The sequence below is a fragment of the Iodobacter ciconiae genome (assembly GCF_003952345.1).
GTDB classification, from domain to species: Bacteria; Pseudomonadota; Gammaproteobacteria; order Burkholderiales; family Chitinibacteraceae; genus Iodobacter; species Iodobacter ciconiae.
This window is the reverse complement of record NZ_CP034433.1, coordinates 838,061-857,095: the sequence shown is the minus strand read 5'-3', so window position 1 is coordinate 857,095 and position 19,035 is coordinate 838,061. Positions and strand designations below refer to the sequence as shown.

Here is a 19,035-nt window from a genome sequence, read left to right as displayed (position 1 = left end):
AGATCAATTGAACTCAAGTTTTTATTCATCTCGATGCATTTAAACACTTGCATTGAAAGCTCAACACTGATTTGTTTACGGCCCGCATACCAGCAGTGAGAACCGGTCGGTTTCCAACCGTAGAACACCGGCTCATGCTGCCAGTGATAATCCTGACGCCCCAATACCAGTGATTGCTTTAGCCAAATGCAGCTCAGCCATTTTCAGAAACAGCTCAGCAGTCACAAGTGTTCCGCCCTCTGCCCGATGACATTACCAATTATCTACCTCGGGAAGAAATGGCTGAGGTAGTGCGCCCAGTGTGTAGCTTGGCAATCCCAAAATCACCTTCTTAGCCAAAGTCAAAGCGTCAAGCAATATCAAGGGCTGCCAGTTGGGTTATCCGTACCGAATTAAACGTGCATCTACGCTCACATGATGGCCGACCGCGGCCCTGGTACTAAACCCGGAGAGAATCTCTCTGAAAACTTCACTCCAGGCTTTAAACCAAGTGGCCTGCTCATTGCTTATCCCATAAATAGACATTGCAAACCCGGTGATCGACATGACGGGGCGAATACCCCAAACCCGGGCTTTATGAATCCTGCGCTCAATCACTTACACAGAGTAGCAAGTTCAGCAAGCTCGGCCGGGCTTTGGCCATTACCTTAGGCATCAATAACCACAAAAGGACATTGACTCCAGAGAAGAGTCTTCATGAATTTCTTAATACCAGAGGAATAACCGGGCGGGGAGCAGGTAATTGATCATTCGGAACATACTGCTCATACTCTGCCAGCCATACCAATTCGAGTATGGCGCTGCATTGAGAGGATGCAATGGGCGCCAGGTATTGGCTCATTAGCGCTACTTTCAGCTCAGAAGCCACCTCGGTAAGCGTGTTAACACGTATATCAATTACTGCGGGATCTACCTGATCAGCCATTACCCATGCAGGAGTACCCGGCCGTGGTGAAAATGGAATAGCAACGTTAATATGAAAATCAAGATCACGAACAAGCGAAACTGTAGCTTGAAAGTCTTCCTCTTGCTCACCAGGAAAACCAACAAGCCAGTTTCCATAAAGGATGGTGGGACAGCTTTGGCGAAATTCCCTTAGCGCTTTAGCAATCCTATCAATATCGTATCCCCGGCGCATTGCTTTAAGCAGACGTTGGGAACCACTTTGCAAAGAGATATACAACAGCTGCAACCGGCCAGCTTTACCCCAAAATAATAGTTTTTCAAAATATTTCAGGAACGGCTTGGGTTCGATATAACGAATTGATATTGTGACTGATGGGTGAAGAGAAAGCACAGCTTGGATCATTTCGGGAAAACGGGCGCCACCCGTTTTAATGCCATAGTTTCCAACCTCATCACCAATCAGAATAATATGGTGCCGCCCGTTGGCAACTGCAGCCTGAGCCTTGGCAACGATATCTTGTAACGGAACCGAGACGAAATCACCACGCCCCAGCGGAATATTGCAAAAGCTGCATTGATACGGGCAACTCCGCGTCACCGTAATCATCTCACAGGACTCTTGTTCGTCGTAGAAAACAAAACCCTTTGTGGTTTGCCGGTAGTTCCTGACAAAATGGGTTCCATGCCGACGATCTTCCTCATCAAGCATGGCCAATATACGGTATTTAGTCTCCCCCACCCGACGGCGTAAGCTATGCAAACCATTAGCCGTAGCAGGCTCAAAGCTATTTCCCCCCTCCTGAGAAAGACGTCTATCCACCTCAGCAAAAGAAAGCTCCGAATTTTCTAGCAGCACTTCTTGTATAGGCAAAAAGGAGAGCTGGCCGCCCGTCATTCGGGATTGAACTATCTGACGGCTCGTATTGGCAATACAACCGGTTATCACAATACGAGCCTCAGGCGACCTTAAGCGGGCCTGATCCAGCTGATTGATAGCATCATCCACCCAGTGCTCACGAACAGAACAACCGGAAAAGACAATTTCATCAGCCAGCTCGGGGCGATCAACAAGCTGATGCCCTGCAGCTTCAATGCCAGCGCGCAGTACATTCAAATCGTACGCGGCATTTAAACAAGAGTTATGAGCGAGAAAAATCTTCTTGTTCATGATCAACATCCATTCGCAACAAACACCCCAACTGTAATTTGCCTGTTGTCCCTAGCCTGTTGATATTTAATTCATGGCAATGAGGCTGCAGCCTTCGCTAATGCCTCACCGCCTTATGTAGCTTGCTAGGCTGGGTTTGCATGCACTGTGCCAGGCTTTTTCTGGCTCAGTGCAATTGTGAATCAAACATTAACAGAGGCCTTAAAATGCCTGATATAAGGGATAGATTTTGCCCAGATTAACAAGCAATCACCACATCTGACAAATTACATTCTTTCAAACAAACAATGATTTATGTAAAGAAAATGAATGATACTTCTACAATTAAATTAAAAAAAGAGCGTTTATTAAGCTAAACACAAACAAAATATTGATAAAAATCAGATAAAGCAAAAGTAGTATAAAAAACATTAAGATTCGTGAATGCAAGTAGCCCAGATAAATAACCACCTCTGCTTAAGGTGTAGCCATAACGTAAATAAAACTTAACAATTTGTGATTGCCTCATATTCCATAAAAAAAACCGGAAAAATTCCGGTTTTTTTTACCCACTGAGGCTTCGCAAAAGCAACTTATCATCGTGAGAAGTAAAATTTTCTCCTCATAAATTTGAGGAAGTTTTACATGAAATCATCTCGTTTTACTGACAGCCAAATCATCGCTATTCTCAAACAAGCCCAAGATGGCTACCCTGTAACAAAGCTATGCCAAGAGCATGGCTGTAGCATGGCCACTTTTTATAAGTGGCGGAGCAAATTTGGAGATATGGATGCGTCAATGATGGCACGACTTAAAGAGCTTGAAGGCGAAAATCGCCATCTCAAAAAAATATATGCCAAAGAATGCCTAAAGGCTGAAATGATGTGCGAGGCGCTTAAAAAAAAGGACTAAAAGAGCAAAGTGCCGGGATTAGTCCACTCCACCGCCAGATATGCCACATCTACCAGCAGCGGACACTGAACCTGCGGGTCAAACGCCATAAACGCTTGATTCGCACCCAGTCTTGGTCACAGCCATACCAAAACAGATCGGCAAATGCTAATTGATGGACTTTACGTACGACATAAATAATTACAACTGGAGTTTGTTAAATATAATTAACAACTTTGAAGCAGGAAGATTGGACAACGAAAACTGATCTGACGTTGCCTGAGCAAGAATATTTATGCAATTTTAGTTACAGAAGATAAAAAGTTTTTCGGCGTTTCCAGCTCTCCCTTCTCAGCCCTGCGTTTGCAGGGCCTGGGGGTTGGTTGGCTTATAATCCTTACAACGTCAAACCACCCGTTACTTCAATCGCTGCACCATTGATATAGCTGGCTTCATCGCTGGCCAAAAATGCATACACATTGGCGATTTCTTCAGGTTGGGCCATACGCTTCATTGGCACGCGCTCTTCCATCGACTGAATCACTTTTTCCGGCATCGCTTTCAGGATGGGAGTTGCAACAAAGCCGGGGCAAACTGCATTAGCACGAATGCCTTTCTTACCCAGCTCTTTGGCCCATGTTTTTACAAAACCAATTACACCAAACTTAGCTGCAGCATAATTAGTCTGACCAAAGTTGCCATATACACCAACGACCGAAGAAGCATTCAGAATCACACCATTACCCTGCTCAACCATGATATCGACCACAGCACGGGCACAGTTGTAAACACCTTTCAGGTTGATATCGATCACGCGATCAAACTGCTCTTCCGTCATTTTGATCAGCTGTGCATCTTGCACAATACCTGCGTTATTTACCAGCACATCAATGCGGCCAAACTGCGCTTTAACTGCTGCCACCATTTCGGCAATCTGAGTTTTATTGGTAACATCAACCACATGACCTACCGCCACCGCGCCACTTTGCACGAGGCCAAAAACAACGGCATCAATGCCACTCTGGTTTACATCGCACACCACTACTTTAGCGCCTTCTGCGGCAAATTTAATCGCTGTGGCCTGACCAATTCCGCTAGCAGAACCTGTAATAATCGCAACTTTATCTTTAAGTCTCATAACACACCTTTCATATCAATTGAAAATGGCCGTGCCTGGAGCCTGCCAATCAACACGCCGATTAATCAGCCGCAAACAAGCAATCAGTTCCAGCATAGACGCACTTGGTGCAACGCAACAGGCCAATAATTACAGGAATTAAAAGATTCACGCATCTTGCGTTTACATGAAGCAAACCTATAGCAGCGAAAAACCAGACAAAAAATTTAAGCAGAAGGGGAGGAAGAACCGAGGAGATATCGCCGGGCAGAGTCTGACCAACGATAAACAGAATATTATTCCGCAGATTTATCCGCATAGTGCTCGCTCAGCAAAGAGCGACAATCAACAATACGCAAATCATTATCGCGAGCAAAAGTCATCAAAAATTCAAACACACGCGGATCAATTTTTTCAAGCTGCTTATCAACCGCTACACAACGCACATTCTCGTGCACCATCGGTCGGACAAAAGGGGCGTAAGACAGTTTCTGATCGACGCCAAAAGTGCTGAGAATACCAGACAAGCGATCAGCCCAGTCGCTGGGGCGGAATTCACGCCCATTACTGGTAATGCCCTGAATAATGATTTCGTATGGATTGCAGATCATTTTAACAACAGCGTATTTAATGGTGGAATATCCATCAGATTATACCATCGCAGGCCAAACTGCTGCCTTAGAAATTCTCAAACTCTTATAAATCGAATTTCACAAATAATAAAAAAAGCAGCTGTCAGAGCTTGCCAGCCACCTGCAAACGGTTGAATAATGGTCTTTTTTCTTCAAAGTGGCTCACCCCGTTTCAAAAATAAAGGCCAAATGGCCTACGTGAAAAACCGTGGCACCAGATCGAAATACTGTAAGAAATTGTGCAAAGCACAGCGGATCACACCTTCGAGCGCACCGCAGTTGATCCTTTTTTGAACGGCAGCCCACTCGGACTGTTCCCTATGCGCCATTATCTGCAGTTTACTGATTTTACCCGCGAAGAATATGACTATCTGTTCAAACGCGCTGCCATTCTTAAAGCCAAACTGGCCGCAGGCGAGCTTTACCAGCCGCTGATTGGTAAAGTGCTAGCCATGATTTTTGAAAAATCATCCACCCGTACTCGTGTTTCTTTTGAAGCAGGCATGGCGCAGTTCGGTGGTCATGCGATGTTTTTGCAATCCAAAGACACCCAGTTGGGCCGTGGCGAGCCTATCGAAGATGTGGCGAAAGTCATCAGCCGCATGACCAATATCGTAATGGTACGTACTTTCGAGCAAAGTATTGTTGAACGCTTTGCCGATAATTCTTTAGTTCCCGTTATTAACGGGCTGACCAATGAATATCACCCATGCCAGATTCTGGCCGATATTTTTACCTATATCGAAAAAAATGGCTCGATCGAAGGCAAAACAGTAGCCTGGATTGGTGATAGCAACAATATTTCCCGCACCTGGCTACAAGCTGCAAAAATTTTCAATTTCAAACTCAAGCAAGCCTGTCCGCGCGGCTATGAAATGACAGTACTTGATGGCCAGAAATATGACGTTGAGCATTTTGAAACCTTTTACGATCCGTATCAAGCCGCCAGAGATGCCGACATCGTAACTACCGATGTATGCACTTCAATGGGATTTGAGCGTGAAACCTTGCAACGCCGAAAAGACTTTTTGCATTACAGAGTCAGCGAAAAAGTCATGCTGCAAGCTAAGGCCAACGCCATGTTTATGCACTGTCTGCCAGCGCATCGTGGCGAAGAAGTCGACCCGGAAGTCATCGACGGACCACAATCGGTCGTCTGGGATGAAGCAGAAAATCGCATGCACACACAAAAAGCTGTGATTGAATACCTATTACTGGGTAAAGTAGAGGAATAAACACTCCAAAATGGCCTGAACAGATCATTTACCCACGCTTTATTAAGTAATACAGGATCGCACGTCATGTTTGGCATTACCGATTTAAGCAGCTATCTGCTCGGCACTTTCTTTATTGTTTTACTGCCGGGGCCAAACTCGATTTTTACTTTGTCTGTGGCGGCCAAACTGGGTGTACGTGCAGGTTATGCTGCAGCAGCTGGTATTGTTACGGGTGATTTAATCCTGATGCTACTTGCCAGTGTGGGTGTTGCATCTTTAATGCACACTCATCCTGCAACTTTTGATATGGTTCGTTATGCTGGTGCAGCCTATCTGGCCTGGATGGGATTCAAAATGCTGCTAGCAAAACCACAGGCAGGCAATAATGCGCCAATGGAAGCACCGTCTGGCCATATTTACAAGCAGGCACTGTCTATTTCGCTTGTAAATGTGAAAGCAATCTTATTTTTTATGGCATTTTTCCCCCAGTTTGTGGACCCGGCTTATGACCGGATTCCACTCACTTTTGCAATACTTGGCATGATCGTTCAAGCCGTAAGTTTGGCTTATCTGACCTTTTTAATCTTTGCTGGTGCAGGCCTTTCCAGGCGACTAGCAGGCAAACAGTGGCTGAGCCGTTGGCTGGCGCGCTTAACTGGTGTACTTTTTATCAGCTTTGGTGCGCGGCTTGCTCTTACTCACTAACCCTTGCCCCTTCTCCCCCTCTTGGAGCTCTCATGTCTGATGTTAAAAAAGCGGTTCTTGCCTACTCTGGTGGCCTAGATACCTCGGTAATCCTGAAGTGGTTGCAAGATACATATCAATGCGAAGTGGTGACATTTACCGCAGATCTGGGCCAGGGCGAAGAGCTTGAGCCCGCCCGCCAAAAAGCCGTACAGTTTGGCATCAAGCCAGAAAATATTTTTATTGATGATTTGCGCGAAGAGTTCGTGCGGGACTTTGTCTTCCCCATGTTCCGAGCAAATACCGTTTATGAAGGCGAATACCTGCTGGGCACGTCCATTGCCCGCCCGCTAATTGCCAAGCGCCAGATTGAGATTGCTAATCTAACCGGTGCAGATGCCGTCAGCCACGGAGCAACAGGTAAAGGCAATGATCAAGTCCGCTTCGAGCTGGGCTATTACGCTCTGCGCCCGGACATCAAAGTGATTGCACCATGGCGCGAATGGGATTTAAACAGCCGTGAAAAGCTGCTCGATTACGCCGAGAAACATGGCATGGATATCGCCAAGAAAAAAAATGGTGGCAGCCCTTACTCTATGGATGCCAATCTGCTACATATTTCTTACGAGGGCCAGGTACTGGAAAACCCGGCAGCCGAGCCCGAAGAAGACATGTGGCTCTGGTCGGTTAGCCCGGAGCAAGCCCCGGATGCAGCCGAGTACGTAGAGCTTGAATACGAAAAAGGCGATATTACCGGCATTAATGGCGTCAAAATGAGCCCGGCCACGGTATTGGCCACACTGAATAAACTCGGTGGCAAACACGGTATTGGCCGCCTTGATCTGGTTGAAAACCGCTTTGTTGGCATGAAAAGCCGTGGCTGCTACGAAACCCCCGGCGGTACGATTATGCTGAAAGCCCACCGCGCCATTGAATCCATTTGCCTTGACCGCGAAGTAGCTCACCTTAAAGACGAGCTGATGCCTAAATACGCCAGCCTGATTTACAACGGCTACTGGTGGGCACCAGAGCGCCTGATGCTGCAAAGCATGATTGACGCAAGCCAAAACCATGTAAATGGCTGGGTGCGCGTTAAACTCTACAAAGGCAATGTGATTGTGGTGGGGCGTGACTCCAAACAATCACTATTTGATGCCAACATTGCCACCTTTGAAGACGATGGCGGGGCTTATAATCAGGCAGATGCAGCAGGCTTTATTAAACTGAATGCATTACGTATGCGAATTGCCGCTAAATTACGCAAGTAAGCTTAAATCAGATGAAAACAAAGCCGGCTCGCTGCCGGCTTTGTGCGTAAAACAAAAGGAAACCATTATGCTTGAGGCACTTAAAAATATGTCAGAGGAAACATTCACCACGCTATCGGTGTCTATCCTCTGTACCGGCCTCATCATTTATATGGGCTTTATCATTTATCGATTAGCTGCAGATTCTAAAGCAGGAAAATATGGCTCCCTGGTTTTATTCTTTACACTGGGGTTTGGCGTATTCGGATTTATTGTAAAAACGATACTCACCGAACTCCTTCAAAAATAAAGAGAAATTTCTATGTCACAATTTGATAATGTATCAGTACTTAAGCAGGGCAATGTTTATTTTGAAGGCCTCTGCGTATCACACTGCCTTATTTTAGCCAGCGGTGAAAAAAAAACAGTCGGTGTTATTTTGCCATCAACACTTACTTTTAATACAGGCGCAGCAGAGATCATGGAAATCGTAGCGGGTCTTTGCCATGTAAAACAGGCCGGTGAACCCGAGGCGAGCACCTATACAGCAGGCCAAAGTTTTAATGTACCTGCCAACTCCAGCTTTACTATTGAAACACTGGAAACACTGCATTACGTTTGTCATTTTGCATAAACGACAAGAACCCGAAATAGATTTAATTCACTACTTACATAAAGGAGAAGCCTGTGCCTTCTTTCGATATTAGCTCCGAACTGGACATGGTTGCGCTTAAAAACGCAATTGATGCCGTAGATCGTGTTATCAACAATCGTTTTGACTTTAAAGGCACTAGCGCCAAAGTTGATTTAAACGAAAAAGATGAAACCATCACGCTCCATGGAGATTCAAACGCCCAGCTTGATCAGATTAAAGATATTTTATTTCCAGCGTTGGAAAAAAAAGAAGCCGACAGCAGTAAACGCCTGGAAAGTGGCGATATCCAAAAAGTTTCTGGCAATAAAGTAAAAATGGAAATGAAAATCAAAGCAGGTATTGATCAGGATTTAGCAAAAAAAATCATCAAACTTATTAAGGATGAAAAACTAAAAGTGCAAACAGCTATTCAGGGTGATACTGTACGGGTAACAGGTGCTAAACGCGATATACTGCAAGAAGTAATTGCATTAATGCGAAAATCAATTACTGATTTTCCATTACAATATCAAAACTTCCGCGACTAATACCTAAAACCGGGGTGGCAGTATTTCTGCCGCCCACACCATAAATGCCCCTCCTCCAAGCCGCTTTTATCAATCTGCTCACTACACTCTCTGGCCAGCAGATAAATAGCTCTTATCAAATAAAAATACACATGCTTTGAAGCTGAATATCATTCAGGAAAAATGGCCAGCCAGCTAAGTGGCCCAGATAACCATCAAACCTGTTAATAACAGCTAAGGGCATGACGTGGACAATATCGCCATTCAAAACCTGGCTATAAGCTCTACCGATCAATACTTCGTGATATTTATTAGCGGGCAAATTAACAGCAAAAAATTGAAGCACAGCGTATTTTCTTAACCGACAAAAAAACCTTACTCATTGACGGCCAGCAGTAGGCTGCTGTATCAGACAAAACACGAAAATATGCAGACAGAAATCCAGACAATCATTTTTATAATAAACAATTGCATAGGAAGCTTGATATGCATCAATACCTAAACATCGTATTTGTATTCATATAGCATCATATAAATACAAGGTAATCACCATGGAAAATACACCACTTCAAGCGCTGTTTACTTCTGATATCGGTTTATTAAGCCTGTTTACCATCCTCTTTATTTTAGGTATGGCTGTTTATATTTTTTTCTATGTTCGACGCAAAGTAATAGAAGACACTGCGGCACATTTAAAAACAATAAATAAAAAAACAAACACCCCGTAAGACCTTTAGCGAGCCCTAAAAAAAGGATCGCTTACCTTATAAGCGATCCTTTTAGTTTATTGAACGATAGTCACAACAAAAAATTCTTTATGCTCACCCTCGCGATTACCCCTCCACAAGACTGTGTCTCCCAGAGGCTCCTCTCCGATCGTCATTCGTAAGCCACAACTCTCAGCCTGGTGACCTTGCTGCAATACAATCCCCGCAAAATACTCAAATGATGCTAACGGAGCCGATGGAATATTTCGCCCATCAATGCATGTCTTTTGTCCTTGTATCGCATCACGCAAAGAATATGAAACACTGCGATAGCTTTTCTGTGCATCCAGCCATGGCTGCCATAAGCCGATAAGGACCCCCCAAATCAAAGTCACTCCACATGCCCAATTAGTCACTGCCAGCCGCCCTGGAGGACGTTTACGCGCAATAACAAAGCCCCAGATAACAGTCAGTGCAATTGCAAAAATAATTCCCGGCACATCCCATCGCTCTTGGTATGCCGGGCTAGCCTCACGCAGTGTTCTAGCCAGCCCGGCAGGCATGCCGGTATGCACGGCCAGCCAGCCCAACCAGAGCAGACCTGTAAATAGACCAAAGGTCATCAAACCAAACCAGTTTAGCGCCTGGGCCGCACCACGGCGTAAATCATCCACGCCGCTGGCAGCAAGAATAGACAATGGCAACAACACGATAAGTGCATGAGATTCACGTGTATCACCCGCCATCACAAACCAAAGTACATATACCAGTAGCAAAACACTAGGCAAAAGCATTTTGGGCTGAGTTAACTGCCGCCGATTTGCCCACAAGCCCCAAATTGCCAGAGGTAAAGCGGGCCAGGCAAACCACAACACAATTGAAGAAAAGAAACCGAACGCATGAAACGCTTTAAAATCAGCTAAACCACCAAACGGCCCCAGCGCATATTGATCAATCCATAAATCAAATACCGGTCGCGCATGCTGATAAAGATCGATCGGCCAGATGGCCCCCAGAGGTACTGCAATCACCAGGGCTGAAAGTAGGCTCACCCCAAATGAAGTATTGCGCCATGGCCTGAATAAAAACAGCAGCAATGCGGAGCTGAGCGCTAAAATAAATTCAGCCCAATTACCCCCTAAAAGTAATAGCAACCATGCCAAACCCAGCAATAAACCCGCACACAGGGGCTGGCGCAGAGCATAGGCCAACCCGAAAATATGCCAGGAAAACCCAGCTAAAACCAAAACCTGAGGGGAAAGATGATGTCCCCAGATAATCAAACCAATGCAGCCAATCAAGGTAATCACGGCAACACGGCCATTTCGGCGGCCATACAGCTCGCGCCCTGCTAAACCCAAGCCCCATAAAGCCAGCGCCATCCAGATGCCTGTCGTCAGACGGGCAGCATCATGCACTGCCATACCCAGCGTTTGCAAGGGCCATGCAAGCAGCGCTGCACACCAATAATATAGGGGCGCATGCTCCAAGTAAGGCTGGCCTGCAAACTGGGGTACAGACCAATATGCTCCTTGCATGAACTGCTGGATCACTGCGGCAGTTTCAATTTCGTCGGGCTTCCACGGATCATGGCCCACTAGGCCTGGTATTAACCAGACAAAACAAAGAAGCAGCAGCAGCCAGGGCTTCTCAGCCCCCGCAGCCAGCGGTTCACGTTCAAGAGGAGGAAGATAAGTCAGCATGGTATTTGCCTAAGGCTTACAAGAGCCCAATAGTAAATATCGAATTTTTAAAGACAGCTTTTAAATGCAAAAAAGGCAGCGCGCGGCTGCCTTTTTCAGATACTGCGCAGGGATAATTATTCCTTGCTGCCGTACATGCTGTATTTTTGACGGAACTTGTCGATACGACCGGCAGTGTCCACAATCTTTTGTTTGCCGGTGTAGAATGGGTGCGATTCCGAAGAAATATCCAGCTTAACCAATGGATATTCTTTGCCGTCAGTCCAAACGATTGTTTGTTTAGCAGTTAGAGTAGAACGGCTCATAAATGTGAAATCAGCAGCTACGTCTTGGAATACAACATCTTTATATTCTGGATGAATACCATCTTTCATTTTACTTCCCTTTACATTTAGCGTGCTGGGGTTGTGCCAACACTAGCCATAAAAACGAGATCATCGCATAAAAGCGCAATTTGAACAAGCTACGCTGTATGTGCTTATCGACGCATCGAATCAAAGAAATCCATATTATTCTTGGTGCCTTTGATTTTATCCAATAAGAATTCCATCGCATCCAGATCATCCATTGGATAAAGTAATTTGCGCAGAACCCATATTTTTTGCAATTGATCTTGCTGAATCAGCAATTCTTCACGGCGTGTGCCGGAACGATTTACATTTAATGCCGGATAAGTACGCTTTTCTGCCATACGGCGGTCAAGATGGATTTCATTATTACCCGTACCCTTGAATTCTTCGTAAATCACATCGTCCATACGACTACCGGTATCAACCAGCGCCGTAGCAATAATCGTTAAACTGCCGCCCTCTTCAATATTACGAGCCGCACCAAAGAAGCGCTTGGGGCGTTGCAATGCGTTTGCATCCACACCACCGGTTAAAACCTTGCCAGACGCAGGCACCACAGTATTGTAGGCACGAGCCAGGCGGGTAATCGAATCGAGCAGAATCACCACGTCTTTTTTGTGCTCAACAAGACGCTTGGCTTTTTCAATCACCATCTCCGCCACTTGTACGTGACGGGTTGCCGGCTCATCAAACGTAGAAGAAACCACCTCGCCCTTCACAGAGCGCTGCATTTCGGTTACTTCTTCAGGGCGCTCATCAATCAGAAGCACAATCAGCATTACTTCAGGGTGATTAGCACTAATTGCATGGGCAATATGCTGCAACATCACCGTCTTACCGGTTTTTGGCGGCGCAACTAACAGTGCGCGTTGGCCTTTACCGATAGGAGCGATCAGATCAATGATACGACCAGTTACATTCTCTTCGGCGCGGATATCACGCTCAAGATGTAAACGCTTATTGGGAAACAGTGGCGTTAAGTTTTCAAACAGAATTTTATGTTTAGCATTTTCTGGTGGCTCGCCATTGACCTTATCGACTTTAACCAGCGCAAAATAGCGCTCACCATCTTTGGGCGTACGAATTTCGCCATCAATAGTGTCACCGGTGTGCAAATTAAAGCGGCGAATCTGGCTAGGGCTGACATAAATATCATCAGGGCCAGCCAGGTAGGAAGTATCCGGGCTTCGCAGAAAACCAAAACCATCAGGTAGCACTTCCAGCGTACCATCGCCGTAAATGCTTTCACCTTTTTTAGCTTTTGTTTTCAAAATGGCAAAAACAAGATCTTGCTTACGCAGCCGGTTTGCACCGTCAATCTCGCAAGACGTAGCCATATCAACAAGTTCGGAAACATGGAGGTGTTTTAAATCAGACAGGTGCATAGGGAGGGCGCGCTTGAGTAAATCGGGAAGGGAAAACAGAAATTTTTTAATAATCCGGGCGGGCCGAAAAGAATATCCGGCGAGCCCAGTTGAATATCCATAAGCCTATATGGATTTACTCAGTGCTGTCAAATATTACTGTCAAGAAATGCAGTTAATTGCGATTTTGACAACGCACCAACTTTGGTGGCCTTTACTTCACCACCCACGAACAACATCAGTGTCGGAATACCACGAATGCCATATTTAGGAGGTGTCGCTTGGTTATCGTCGATATTGAGTTTTGTTACTTTCAAACGACCCGCATATTCCGCGCCGACTTCTTCCAGAATCGGAGTAATCATTTTGCACGGGCCGCACCATTCAGCCCAATAGTCAACCAAAACGGGGCCTTGCGCTTGCAATACTTCAGCATCGAACGTGGCATCTGTAACCTGTGCGATATGTTCACTCATCATTAAGTCTCCAGCATGGGGGTAATCAATTGACCTATCAAATCCTAGACGAAGGATAAAGCAGTCAGCAATGTTTTATTGATGTGGGCGTACGCTTATTTTTCAAGGCCATTGTACTAAAAAACTTACAATGCCGCGCTAACTGCCTCTTCTAAACGCTCAACCAGCGTCACTGTCATGCCTTCAATACTTTGCCTGGGGCGATTACCTTTAGGCACGATGGCATGGGTAAAACCCAGCTTGGCCGCCTCACGCAGGCGCTCCTGCCCCCGCTGCACCGGCCTCACCTCCCCCGCCAAGCCTACCTCACCAAATACAACCAATTTGTCGGGCAAAGGACGATTTTTTAAAGAAGACACAATCGCTAACAAAACAGCCAAATCTGCAGCAGGCTCGGCAATCCTCACGCCGCCCACCGCATTAATAAATACATCCTGATCAAATGCAGCAATGCCCGCGTGGCGGTGCAATACCGCCAGCAGCAGAGCCAGACGATTTTGCTCCACCCCTACTGCAAGACGCTTAGGCTGAGGGGAATGCGAATCATCAACCAGCGCCTGAATCTCTACCAGTAAAGGGCGAGTGCCCTCCTGCGTCACCAAAACACAGCTACCAGGCACAGGCTCTTTATGCTGGGACAGAAAGAGTGCAGACGGATTGGATACTTCGCGCAAACCTTTATCGGTCATTGCAAACACACCCAGCTCGTTAACAGCTCCAAACCGGTTTTTAATTGCTCGTATCAACCTAAAGCTGGAATGCGTATCCCCTTCAAAATAAAGCACCGCATCCACGATATGCTCCAGCACACGTGGCCCGGCAATTGCACCATCTTTTGTAACATGCCCTACCAGAAAAATAGTTGTGCCTGTGCGCTTGGCATAGCGCGTGAGCTGCGCGGCACATTCTCTCACCTGAGCCACGCTCCCCGGGGCAGAAGTGAGCGCCTCGGAATAAACAGTTTGAATCGAGTCGATTACAGCCACCTGCGGGCCCACTTTTTCGAGTGCGAGCAGAATTTTTTCCAAGCCGATTTCTGCATACAACGCTACTTTACCTGCAGGCAAGCCCAGACGTTTGGCACGCAAAGCAATTTGCTGCGGGGACTCTTCACCAGAGACATACAAAACCGGCCGCTCAGCCGCCAGCAAAGTCATGGCTTGCAGCAAAAGTGTTGATTTGCCGATTCCCGGATCCCCGCCAATCAGCACCACGCCGCCGGGCACCAAGCCGCCGCCCAGCACACGATCAAGCTCTGCCATGCCGGTAGCAATACGCGGGATTTCTGCGGCCTCTACATCGCTTAACTGGTGAATCGCACCATCGGCAGCCAAAGACTGAAAGCGAGTGGCAGGAGCCGTCTCCGCCGCGCCCTCCTGCAGGGTATTCCACTCACCACAGCCGGGGCATTGCCCTTGCCATTTAGGAGATGCAGAGCCACAAAGCTGACAAATAAAAGAAGATCGAATTTTAGCCATGGAGCGGATAATACAGGAGTCAGCCCAAAGCAGCTTGAGCCTTGTTCAGGAAGATTTGTATGCAGCCTAATCGAAAAACGGCCAGTAATGGCCGCTTTTCAATTAACTAATGTACTGAAACAGACTTAAGCCTTGCACTTGGGAAAAAGATTTTCTTGATGCCTCAAGCAAGGTTTGCGTTAAAGAAAAATCACTTAATGCAATTGAATAATCCAAATCCTGCAAATGTGACAATGTCTGCCCGTATTGCACTTTTAAATCACCATTCGTGTCCTGCACCGACTGAGTTTCAATCATCCTCGCCCCGAGATTTCCCTGGGAAGACAAAACATTTGTCAGCATATTGCTGGTGTTTTGCAAAACAGTATTGAGCTGGTTTTGAAAATTAGCCATGCCGGTAGGGCTGGTCTGATATGCATTTAGCGCGTCAGAAAAAACCTTCATAGTTTGAAAAATATCGCCATTACTGCGGCTAGGATCCACATTAAAAGAATCCATTACACCACTGGAAACCGGCCCGCTCGGAGTTGGACCAGTGCCAAGCGGCCCGATCACTACTGCAGGCTGCCCCGTCACATTCATCTTTATGCCATAATCCCAGGCGGCAACAGGGGGGACACCAACAGGATCGGTTGCCAGACTTTTAAACGCAATATCACCACCTGGTATATAAGCACGCGGGTAATTATTAAGTGTCCCAGGAATAACAGGCCTTGCCCCCGCAGTGTAATCGTGGCCATCAACAATTGATTTATTAAAATTCGGGTTAGCCGTCACCCCATCGGTTAACAAAGCCTGATTATCAATAATATCGTAAGCAATCACAGGCTTGCCGGGTTTAGCCGGATCATCAACCGATTGAAATTCAATTTTAAATTTCTGTGAATGAGCCGGATCGTTCCATTTGGTAATATCCACCACCTCACCCGGGCTAATCACCCCGCTTCCCGAGTTGCCGGGAGCCACGGCATTTGCAGAGTTCACAAAATTGCCATTACCAGTGCGCCCTGCCTGAAAGATCTGATAACCCGATTCTGATACCGGAATTTGCCTGGACCCCGATATCTGCATTTGACGCTGGCCATCGTCGCCAGAGTAAATCACATTGCCAAAAGATGTTTCACTAAAGGGCTGGGTAGAACCTTTAAACCCGGAAAACAGATACGCACCCACACCATCTGTTGCATTGGCAAGACTCATCATCTCCTTGTACTGCCCTTGCAACTCAGAATCGAGTAACTTTTTTTCTGCCAATGTCTGGGAAGGATTCCCTGCTTTCACTGCCAGTGAATAAATATCATGTAAAAGATCCGAGACCTGCTGCAAGGTTGACTCAGAAAGACGCATTGCAGAATCTGCCGTCTGGCTATTAACGGCATACTGTTTATTCAACTCTTGCGCCTGAGTAATATCCAATACTTTTGCAGATGAAATAGGATCATCTGCAGGGGTCAAAACACGACGCCCCGTCGATAACTGATTCTGCAATTTCGCTTGCACGTTGGAGTGGCGTTGCAATTCGGCAGCACCTTGCTTGTAAATCGTCGTGGTTGCGATACGCATGCTAATTATTCCTTATAAATGCCAAACAACAACCATTTACACCTGTTAACCACCAATACGCACAATGGCATCAAATGCTTGCTGGGCAATTTGAATCACTTTGCTTGATGCCTGATAAGCCTGTTGATAGCGCAATAAATTAGCGGCTTCTTCATCCAAATTAACCGCTGAAACAGAATCACGGGAAATTCCAGCCTGTTTTAGTACTTCCGTTTGTGCCGTTGACATAATAGTAACTTCATTGGTTTTTGCGCCAATCACCGCCACCATCTGCCCATATGCTTCCTGATAGTTGGCCTTGCCACCATCAATTATTTTTTTGGATTGCAATTCACCCAGTTTTAAAGCATTGCGCCCGTCTGCGTCCAGAGAAGTGCCTGCTTTAACAGAGAACTTATCTCCCTGAGCAGGCTGACCATCTATCTTTACATTCCAGCCGTTATACGCAATTGTTTGCCCTGCCACATAGGTCAAAGGGCCAGCTGTTGCACCAGAAACAGTATCAGCGAGGCTATACGATAAAATGCCGGCCTGTGGGCCTACGGTTGGTACCGAGAACATGATATCAACCTGATTTTTTAGCTGGGGACTTACCGCAGATTGCGTTGTCACAGTAGAGGCAGAATCAATACCAACTTGCCCGATTTTTCCTGTGCCTGTATTGGTGCGCTGCGTATCCGAAAGAATAGGGAGACCTGCCGCAATCACCCGGGGGTCTGTAGGCTTAATACTCAGTCCCCGGCTAAAACCAACATAGGGCTGAACAGTAAACCGGTCTCCGGTCGTGGGGACTCCCTGGGAAAAACTCAGGTGCAAGCCATCCACACTGATTGCGTTAGCATTATTGGTAAATTGCGCCCCCGTAATCTGGGTACGCTGGCCATCTGACTGCCTTGTTACCTGATAATCTGTGCCATTAAAGAACACTTCGTAATCACTAGGCTGAACCTTGCTCACATCCTCGATATACCCACCCAGCAAAGGAGCCAGAGCGGGTGGAACTGCCGCCGTGTTATTCAGGTTGGATAAAACATTGCCTATAGCCGGAGGCATACTCACCCCTAACGTTTCTCCTGCTGCCATCACCCCGGGCACACTCCAGCTCAAGCCTAAGACTGTCGGGTTCGTTCCCATCACTGCGGCACTCACCGTTTGACTAACATTATCAGACAAGCGTGTGATGCTGTATTCACTCCCTGCCGTACCGGTGAAAGTGAGCGAATAATCACTCGTCACACTTTTCACTCCAACAGGTAAACCAACCGTTGCAAACACCGTACTCACCCCGGCGACCGTATGATTAAATGACACGCTGCTCTGCTGGTAATCAAAAAAGTTTGTACCCATATTGCCGTACAAATCCTGCCCCTGGCGCATCTGGGCATTAAATGTCTGACCCAGTACCAGAGCCATACGCTCAATCGAATTTTGCGCAGAATCCAGCGTTTTACCCCGATACTCCAGTAATCCCCCCAATTGCCCGCCAGTTAGCATATCTTCGGGAATTTCCACATCGATAGAACCTTGGGTGTACACAATCGAAAGCCGCTGCGGATCCGCCGTCGAAGGCTTGGCCGCAATTGAATAGGCCGTCCCCCCTACAACCAGGTTTTGCCCATTACCGATAAAAACGTTAATAGAGCCATCACTTTGTTTAATTGAAGTTGCCTTTACCAGGCTATTTAAATCAAGCACCATTTGATCACGCTGATCCAGCAAATCATTGGGCAATTGTCCGCTACCGCTTGATATAACAATTTGCCCGTTAATCTGGGCTATTTGTTTCGACAGGGCCGTAACATGATCTGCGGCACTAACTAAATTACCATTTACCCCTGCACGCATTTCAGAAAGACGCTGGTCAAACACCTGAAAACGGTTCACCAGCCCCTGAGCATTACTCATCAAAGATTGCCGGGCGGGCAAAGATGCAGGGTTCGTAGAGATTCCCTGCACAGCACTAAAAAATGACTGCAAAACAGGCGACACGCCGGCAGCAGGGTCTGCCACCAGATTATCAACTTGCTTGATCTCGGCCAGATACGTGTCGTAATAACTATTTTGTGAAGTAGCCGATTGCACTTGCTTGGTTAAAAACTCGTCATAAGAGCGCTGCACCGTATCAACACGCACCCCCAAACCTGTAAAACCATTCCCCGTATACAGGGGATAGGGAGCGCTTTGCTTGATACTCTGGCGTGAATAGCCCTGTGTATTGGCATTTGCAATATTATGACCCGTTGTGCTCAAACCCAGGCTTGCTGTATTTAAGCCACTTAAACCAATACCAAAAACACTGGCGCCCATGATGCCACTCCTTTGCTACTATTTTATCGGCACAAATGGCCAATACTTAAAGACCGCTCTAAACACCCGCAGCTGCCGGGCCATC

At 46.6% G+C, this 19,035-nt stretch carries 16 protein-coding genes and 2 pseudogenes; 8 read left to right on the top strand and 10 right to left on the bottom strand.

Annotated elements, in window-relative coordinates:
- Window positions 1-694 precede the first annotated feature (694 nt).
- Window positions 695-2,074 carry a radical SAM protein gene (locus EJO50_RS03820; RefSeq protein WP_164521422.1) on the bottom strand — a complete coding sequence of 460 codons (1,380 nt, stop codon included), beginning with the start codon at window positions 2,072-2,074 and terminating at the stop codon, window positions 695-697.
- A 624-nt stretch (window positions 2,075-2,698) separates the two neighbouring features.
- Between EJO50_RS03820 and EJO50_RS03815 the strand changes: the two are divergent.
- A pseudogene (locus EJO50_RS03815) lies at window positions 2,699-2,959 on the top strand (transposase); the annotation flags it as partial.
- Between the two features lie 382 nt (window positions 2,960-3,341).
- On the opposite strand, the gene EJO50_RS03810 reads toward EJO50_RS03815, so the two are convergent.
- Together EJO50_RS03810 and EJO50_RS03805 are read right to left on the bottom strand one after the other, a co-directional pair.
- The gene (locus EJO50_RS03810; RefSeq protein WP_125971704.1) at window positions 3,342-4,082 is read right to left on the bottom strand and encodes a beta-ketoacyl-ACP reductase; all 741 of its coding nucleotides are present in this window, start codon (window positions 4,080-4,082) and stop codon (window positions 3,342-3,344) included.
- 302 nt (window positions 4,083-4,384) lie between these two features.
- Window positions 4,385-4,672, bottom strand: a pseudogene (locus tag EJO50_RS03805) (DUF3579 domain-containing protein); the annotation flags it as partial.
- A gap of 341 nt (window positions 4,673-5,013) precedes the next feature.
- Here EJO50_RS03805 and argF point away from each other — a divergent pair.
- From argF to EJO50_RS03770, 7 genes are all read left to right on the top strand, one after another.
- Window positions 5,014-5,928: an ornithine carbamoyltransferase gene (argF, locus tag EJO50_RS03800; RefSeq protein ID WP_206434445.1), complete on the top strand. Its 915-nt coding sequence runs from the start codon at window positions 5,014-5,016 to the stop codon at window positions 5,926-5,928.
- Between the two features lie 66 nt (window positions 5,929-5,994).
- Window positions 5,995-6,615 (top strand): leucine efflux protein LeuE, encoded by a 621-nt coding sequence (leuE, locus tag EJO50_RS03795; protein WP_125971702.1) that lies wholly within the window; start codon window positions 5,995-5,997, stop codon window positions 6,613-6,615.
- A 32-nt stretch (window positions 6,616-6,647) separates the two neighbouring features.
- Complete coding sequence (locus EJO50_RS03790) at window positions 6,648-7,862, top strand: argininosuccinate synthase (RefSeq protein WP_125971701.1); 1,215 nt, start codon at window positions 6,648-6,650, stop codon at window positions 7,860-7,862.
- Between the two features lie 67 nt (window positions 7,863-7,929).
- Complete coding sequence (locus EJO50_RS03785) at window positions 7,930-8,151, top strand: DUF2788 domain-containing protein (RefSeq protein WP_233702167.1); 222 nt, start codon at window positions 7,930-7,932, stop codon at window positions 8,149-8,151.
- Window positions 8,152-8,163: 12 nt separating this feature from the next.
- A complete protein-coding gene (gene ppnP, locus EJO50_RS03780) occupies window positions 8,164-8,475 on the top strand; it encodes a pyrimidine/purine nucleoside phosphorylase (protein ID WP_125971700.1) in 312 nt (103 codons plus the stop codon).
- A 53-nt stretch (window positions 8,476-8,528) separates the two neighbouring features.
- Window positions 8,529-9,023 carry a YajQ family cyclic di-GMP-binding protein gene (locus EJO50_RS03775; protein WP_125971699.1) on the top strand — a complete coding sequence of 165 codons (495 nt, stop codon included), beginning with the start codon at window positions 8,529-8,531 and terminating at the stop codon, window positions 9,021-9,023.
- Window positions 9,024-9,553: 530 nt separating this feature from the next.
- Entirely contained in the window at window positions 9,554-9,730 is a 177-nt protein-coding gene (locus EJO50_RS03770; RefSeq protein WP_125971698.1) for a DUF3149 domain-containing protein, read from the top strand.
- A 56-nt stretch (window positions 9,731-9,786) separates the two neighbouring features.
- Here EJO50_RS03770 and EJO50_RS03765 read toward each other — a convergent pair whose 3' ends face one another.
- The 7 genes from EJO50_RS03765 to flgK all read right to left on the bottom strand — a co-directional run bounded on the left by EJO50_RS03765 (window position 9,787) and on the right by flgK (window position 18,950).
- Window positions 9,787-11,412 carry an ArnT family glycosyltransferase gene (locus tag EJO50_RS03765; RefSeq protein WP_125971697.1) on the bottom strand — a complete coding sequence of 542 codons (1,626 nt, stop codon included), beginning with the start codon at window positions 11,410-11,412 and terminating at the stop codon, window positions 9,787-9,789.
- A gap of 116 nt (window positions 11,413-11,528) precedes the next feature.
- Window positions 11,529-11,786, bottom strand: a complete 258-nt coding sequence (locus tag EJO50_RS03760; protein ID WP_099397356.1) for a type B 50S ribosomal protein L31 — start codon at window positions 11,784-11,786, stop codon at window positions 11,529-11,531.
- A 104-nt stretch (window positions 11,787-11,890) separates the two neighbouring features.
- Window positions 11,891-13,147: a transcription termination factor Rho gene (rho, locus tag EJO50_RS03755; RefSeq protein WP_125971696.1), complete on the bottom strand. Its 1,257-nt coding sequence runs from the start codon at window positions 13,145-13,147 to the stop codon at window positions 11,891-11,893.
- 128 nt (window positions 13,148-13,275) lie between these two features.
- Window positions 13,276-13,605, bottom strand: a complete 330-nt coding sequence (gene trxA / locus EJO50_RS03750; protein ID WP_373280523.1) for a thioredoxin TrxA — start codon at window positions 13,603-13,605, stop codon at window positions 13,276-13,278.
- 122 nt (window positions 13,606-13,727) lie between these two features.
- Window positions 13,728-15,080 (bottom strand): DNA repair protein RadA, encoded by a 1,353-nt coding sequence (gene radA, locus EJO50_RS03745; RefSeq protein WP_125971695.1) that lies wholly within the window; start codon window positions 15,078-15,080, stop codon window positions 13,728-13,730.
- Between the two features lie 102 nt (window positions 15,081-15,182).
- A complete protein-coding gene (gene flgL / locus EJO50_RS03740) occupies window positions 15,183-16,643 on the bottom strand; it encodes a flagellar hook-associated protein FlgL (RefSeq protein WP_125971694.1) in 1,461 nt (486 codons plus the stop codon).
- A 45-nt stretch (window positions 16,644-16,688) separates the two neighbouring features.
- The gene (gene flgK / locus EJO50_RS03735) at window positions 16,689-18,950 is read right to left on the bottom strand and encodes a flagellar hook-associated protein FlgK (protein ID WP_125971693.1); all 2,262 of its coding nucleotides are present in this window, start codon (window positions 18,948-18,950) and stop codon (window positions 16,689-16,691) included.
- Window positions 18,951-19,035 lie beyond the last annotated feature (85 nt).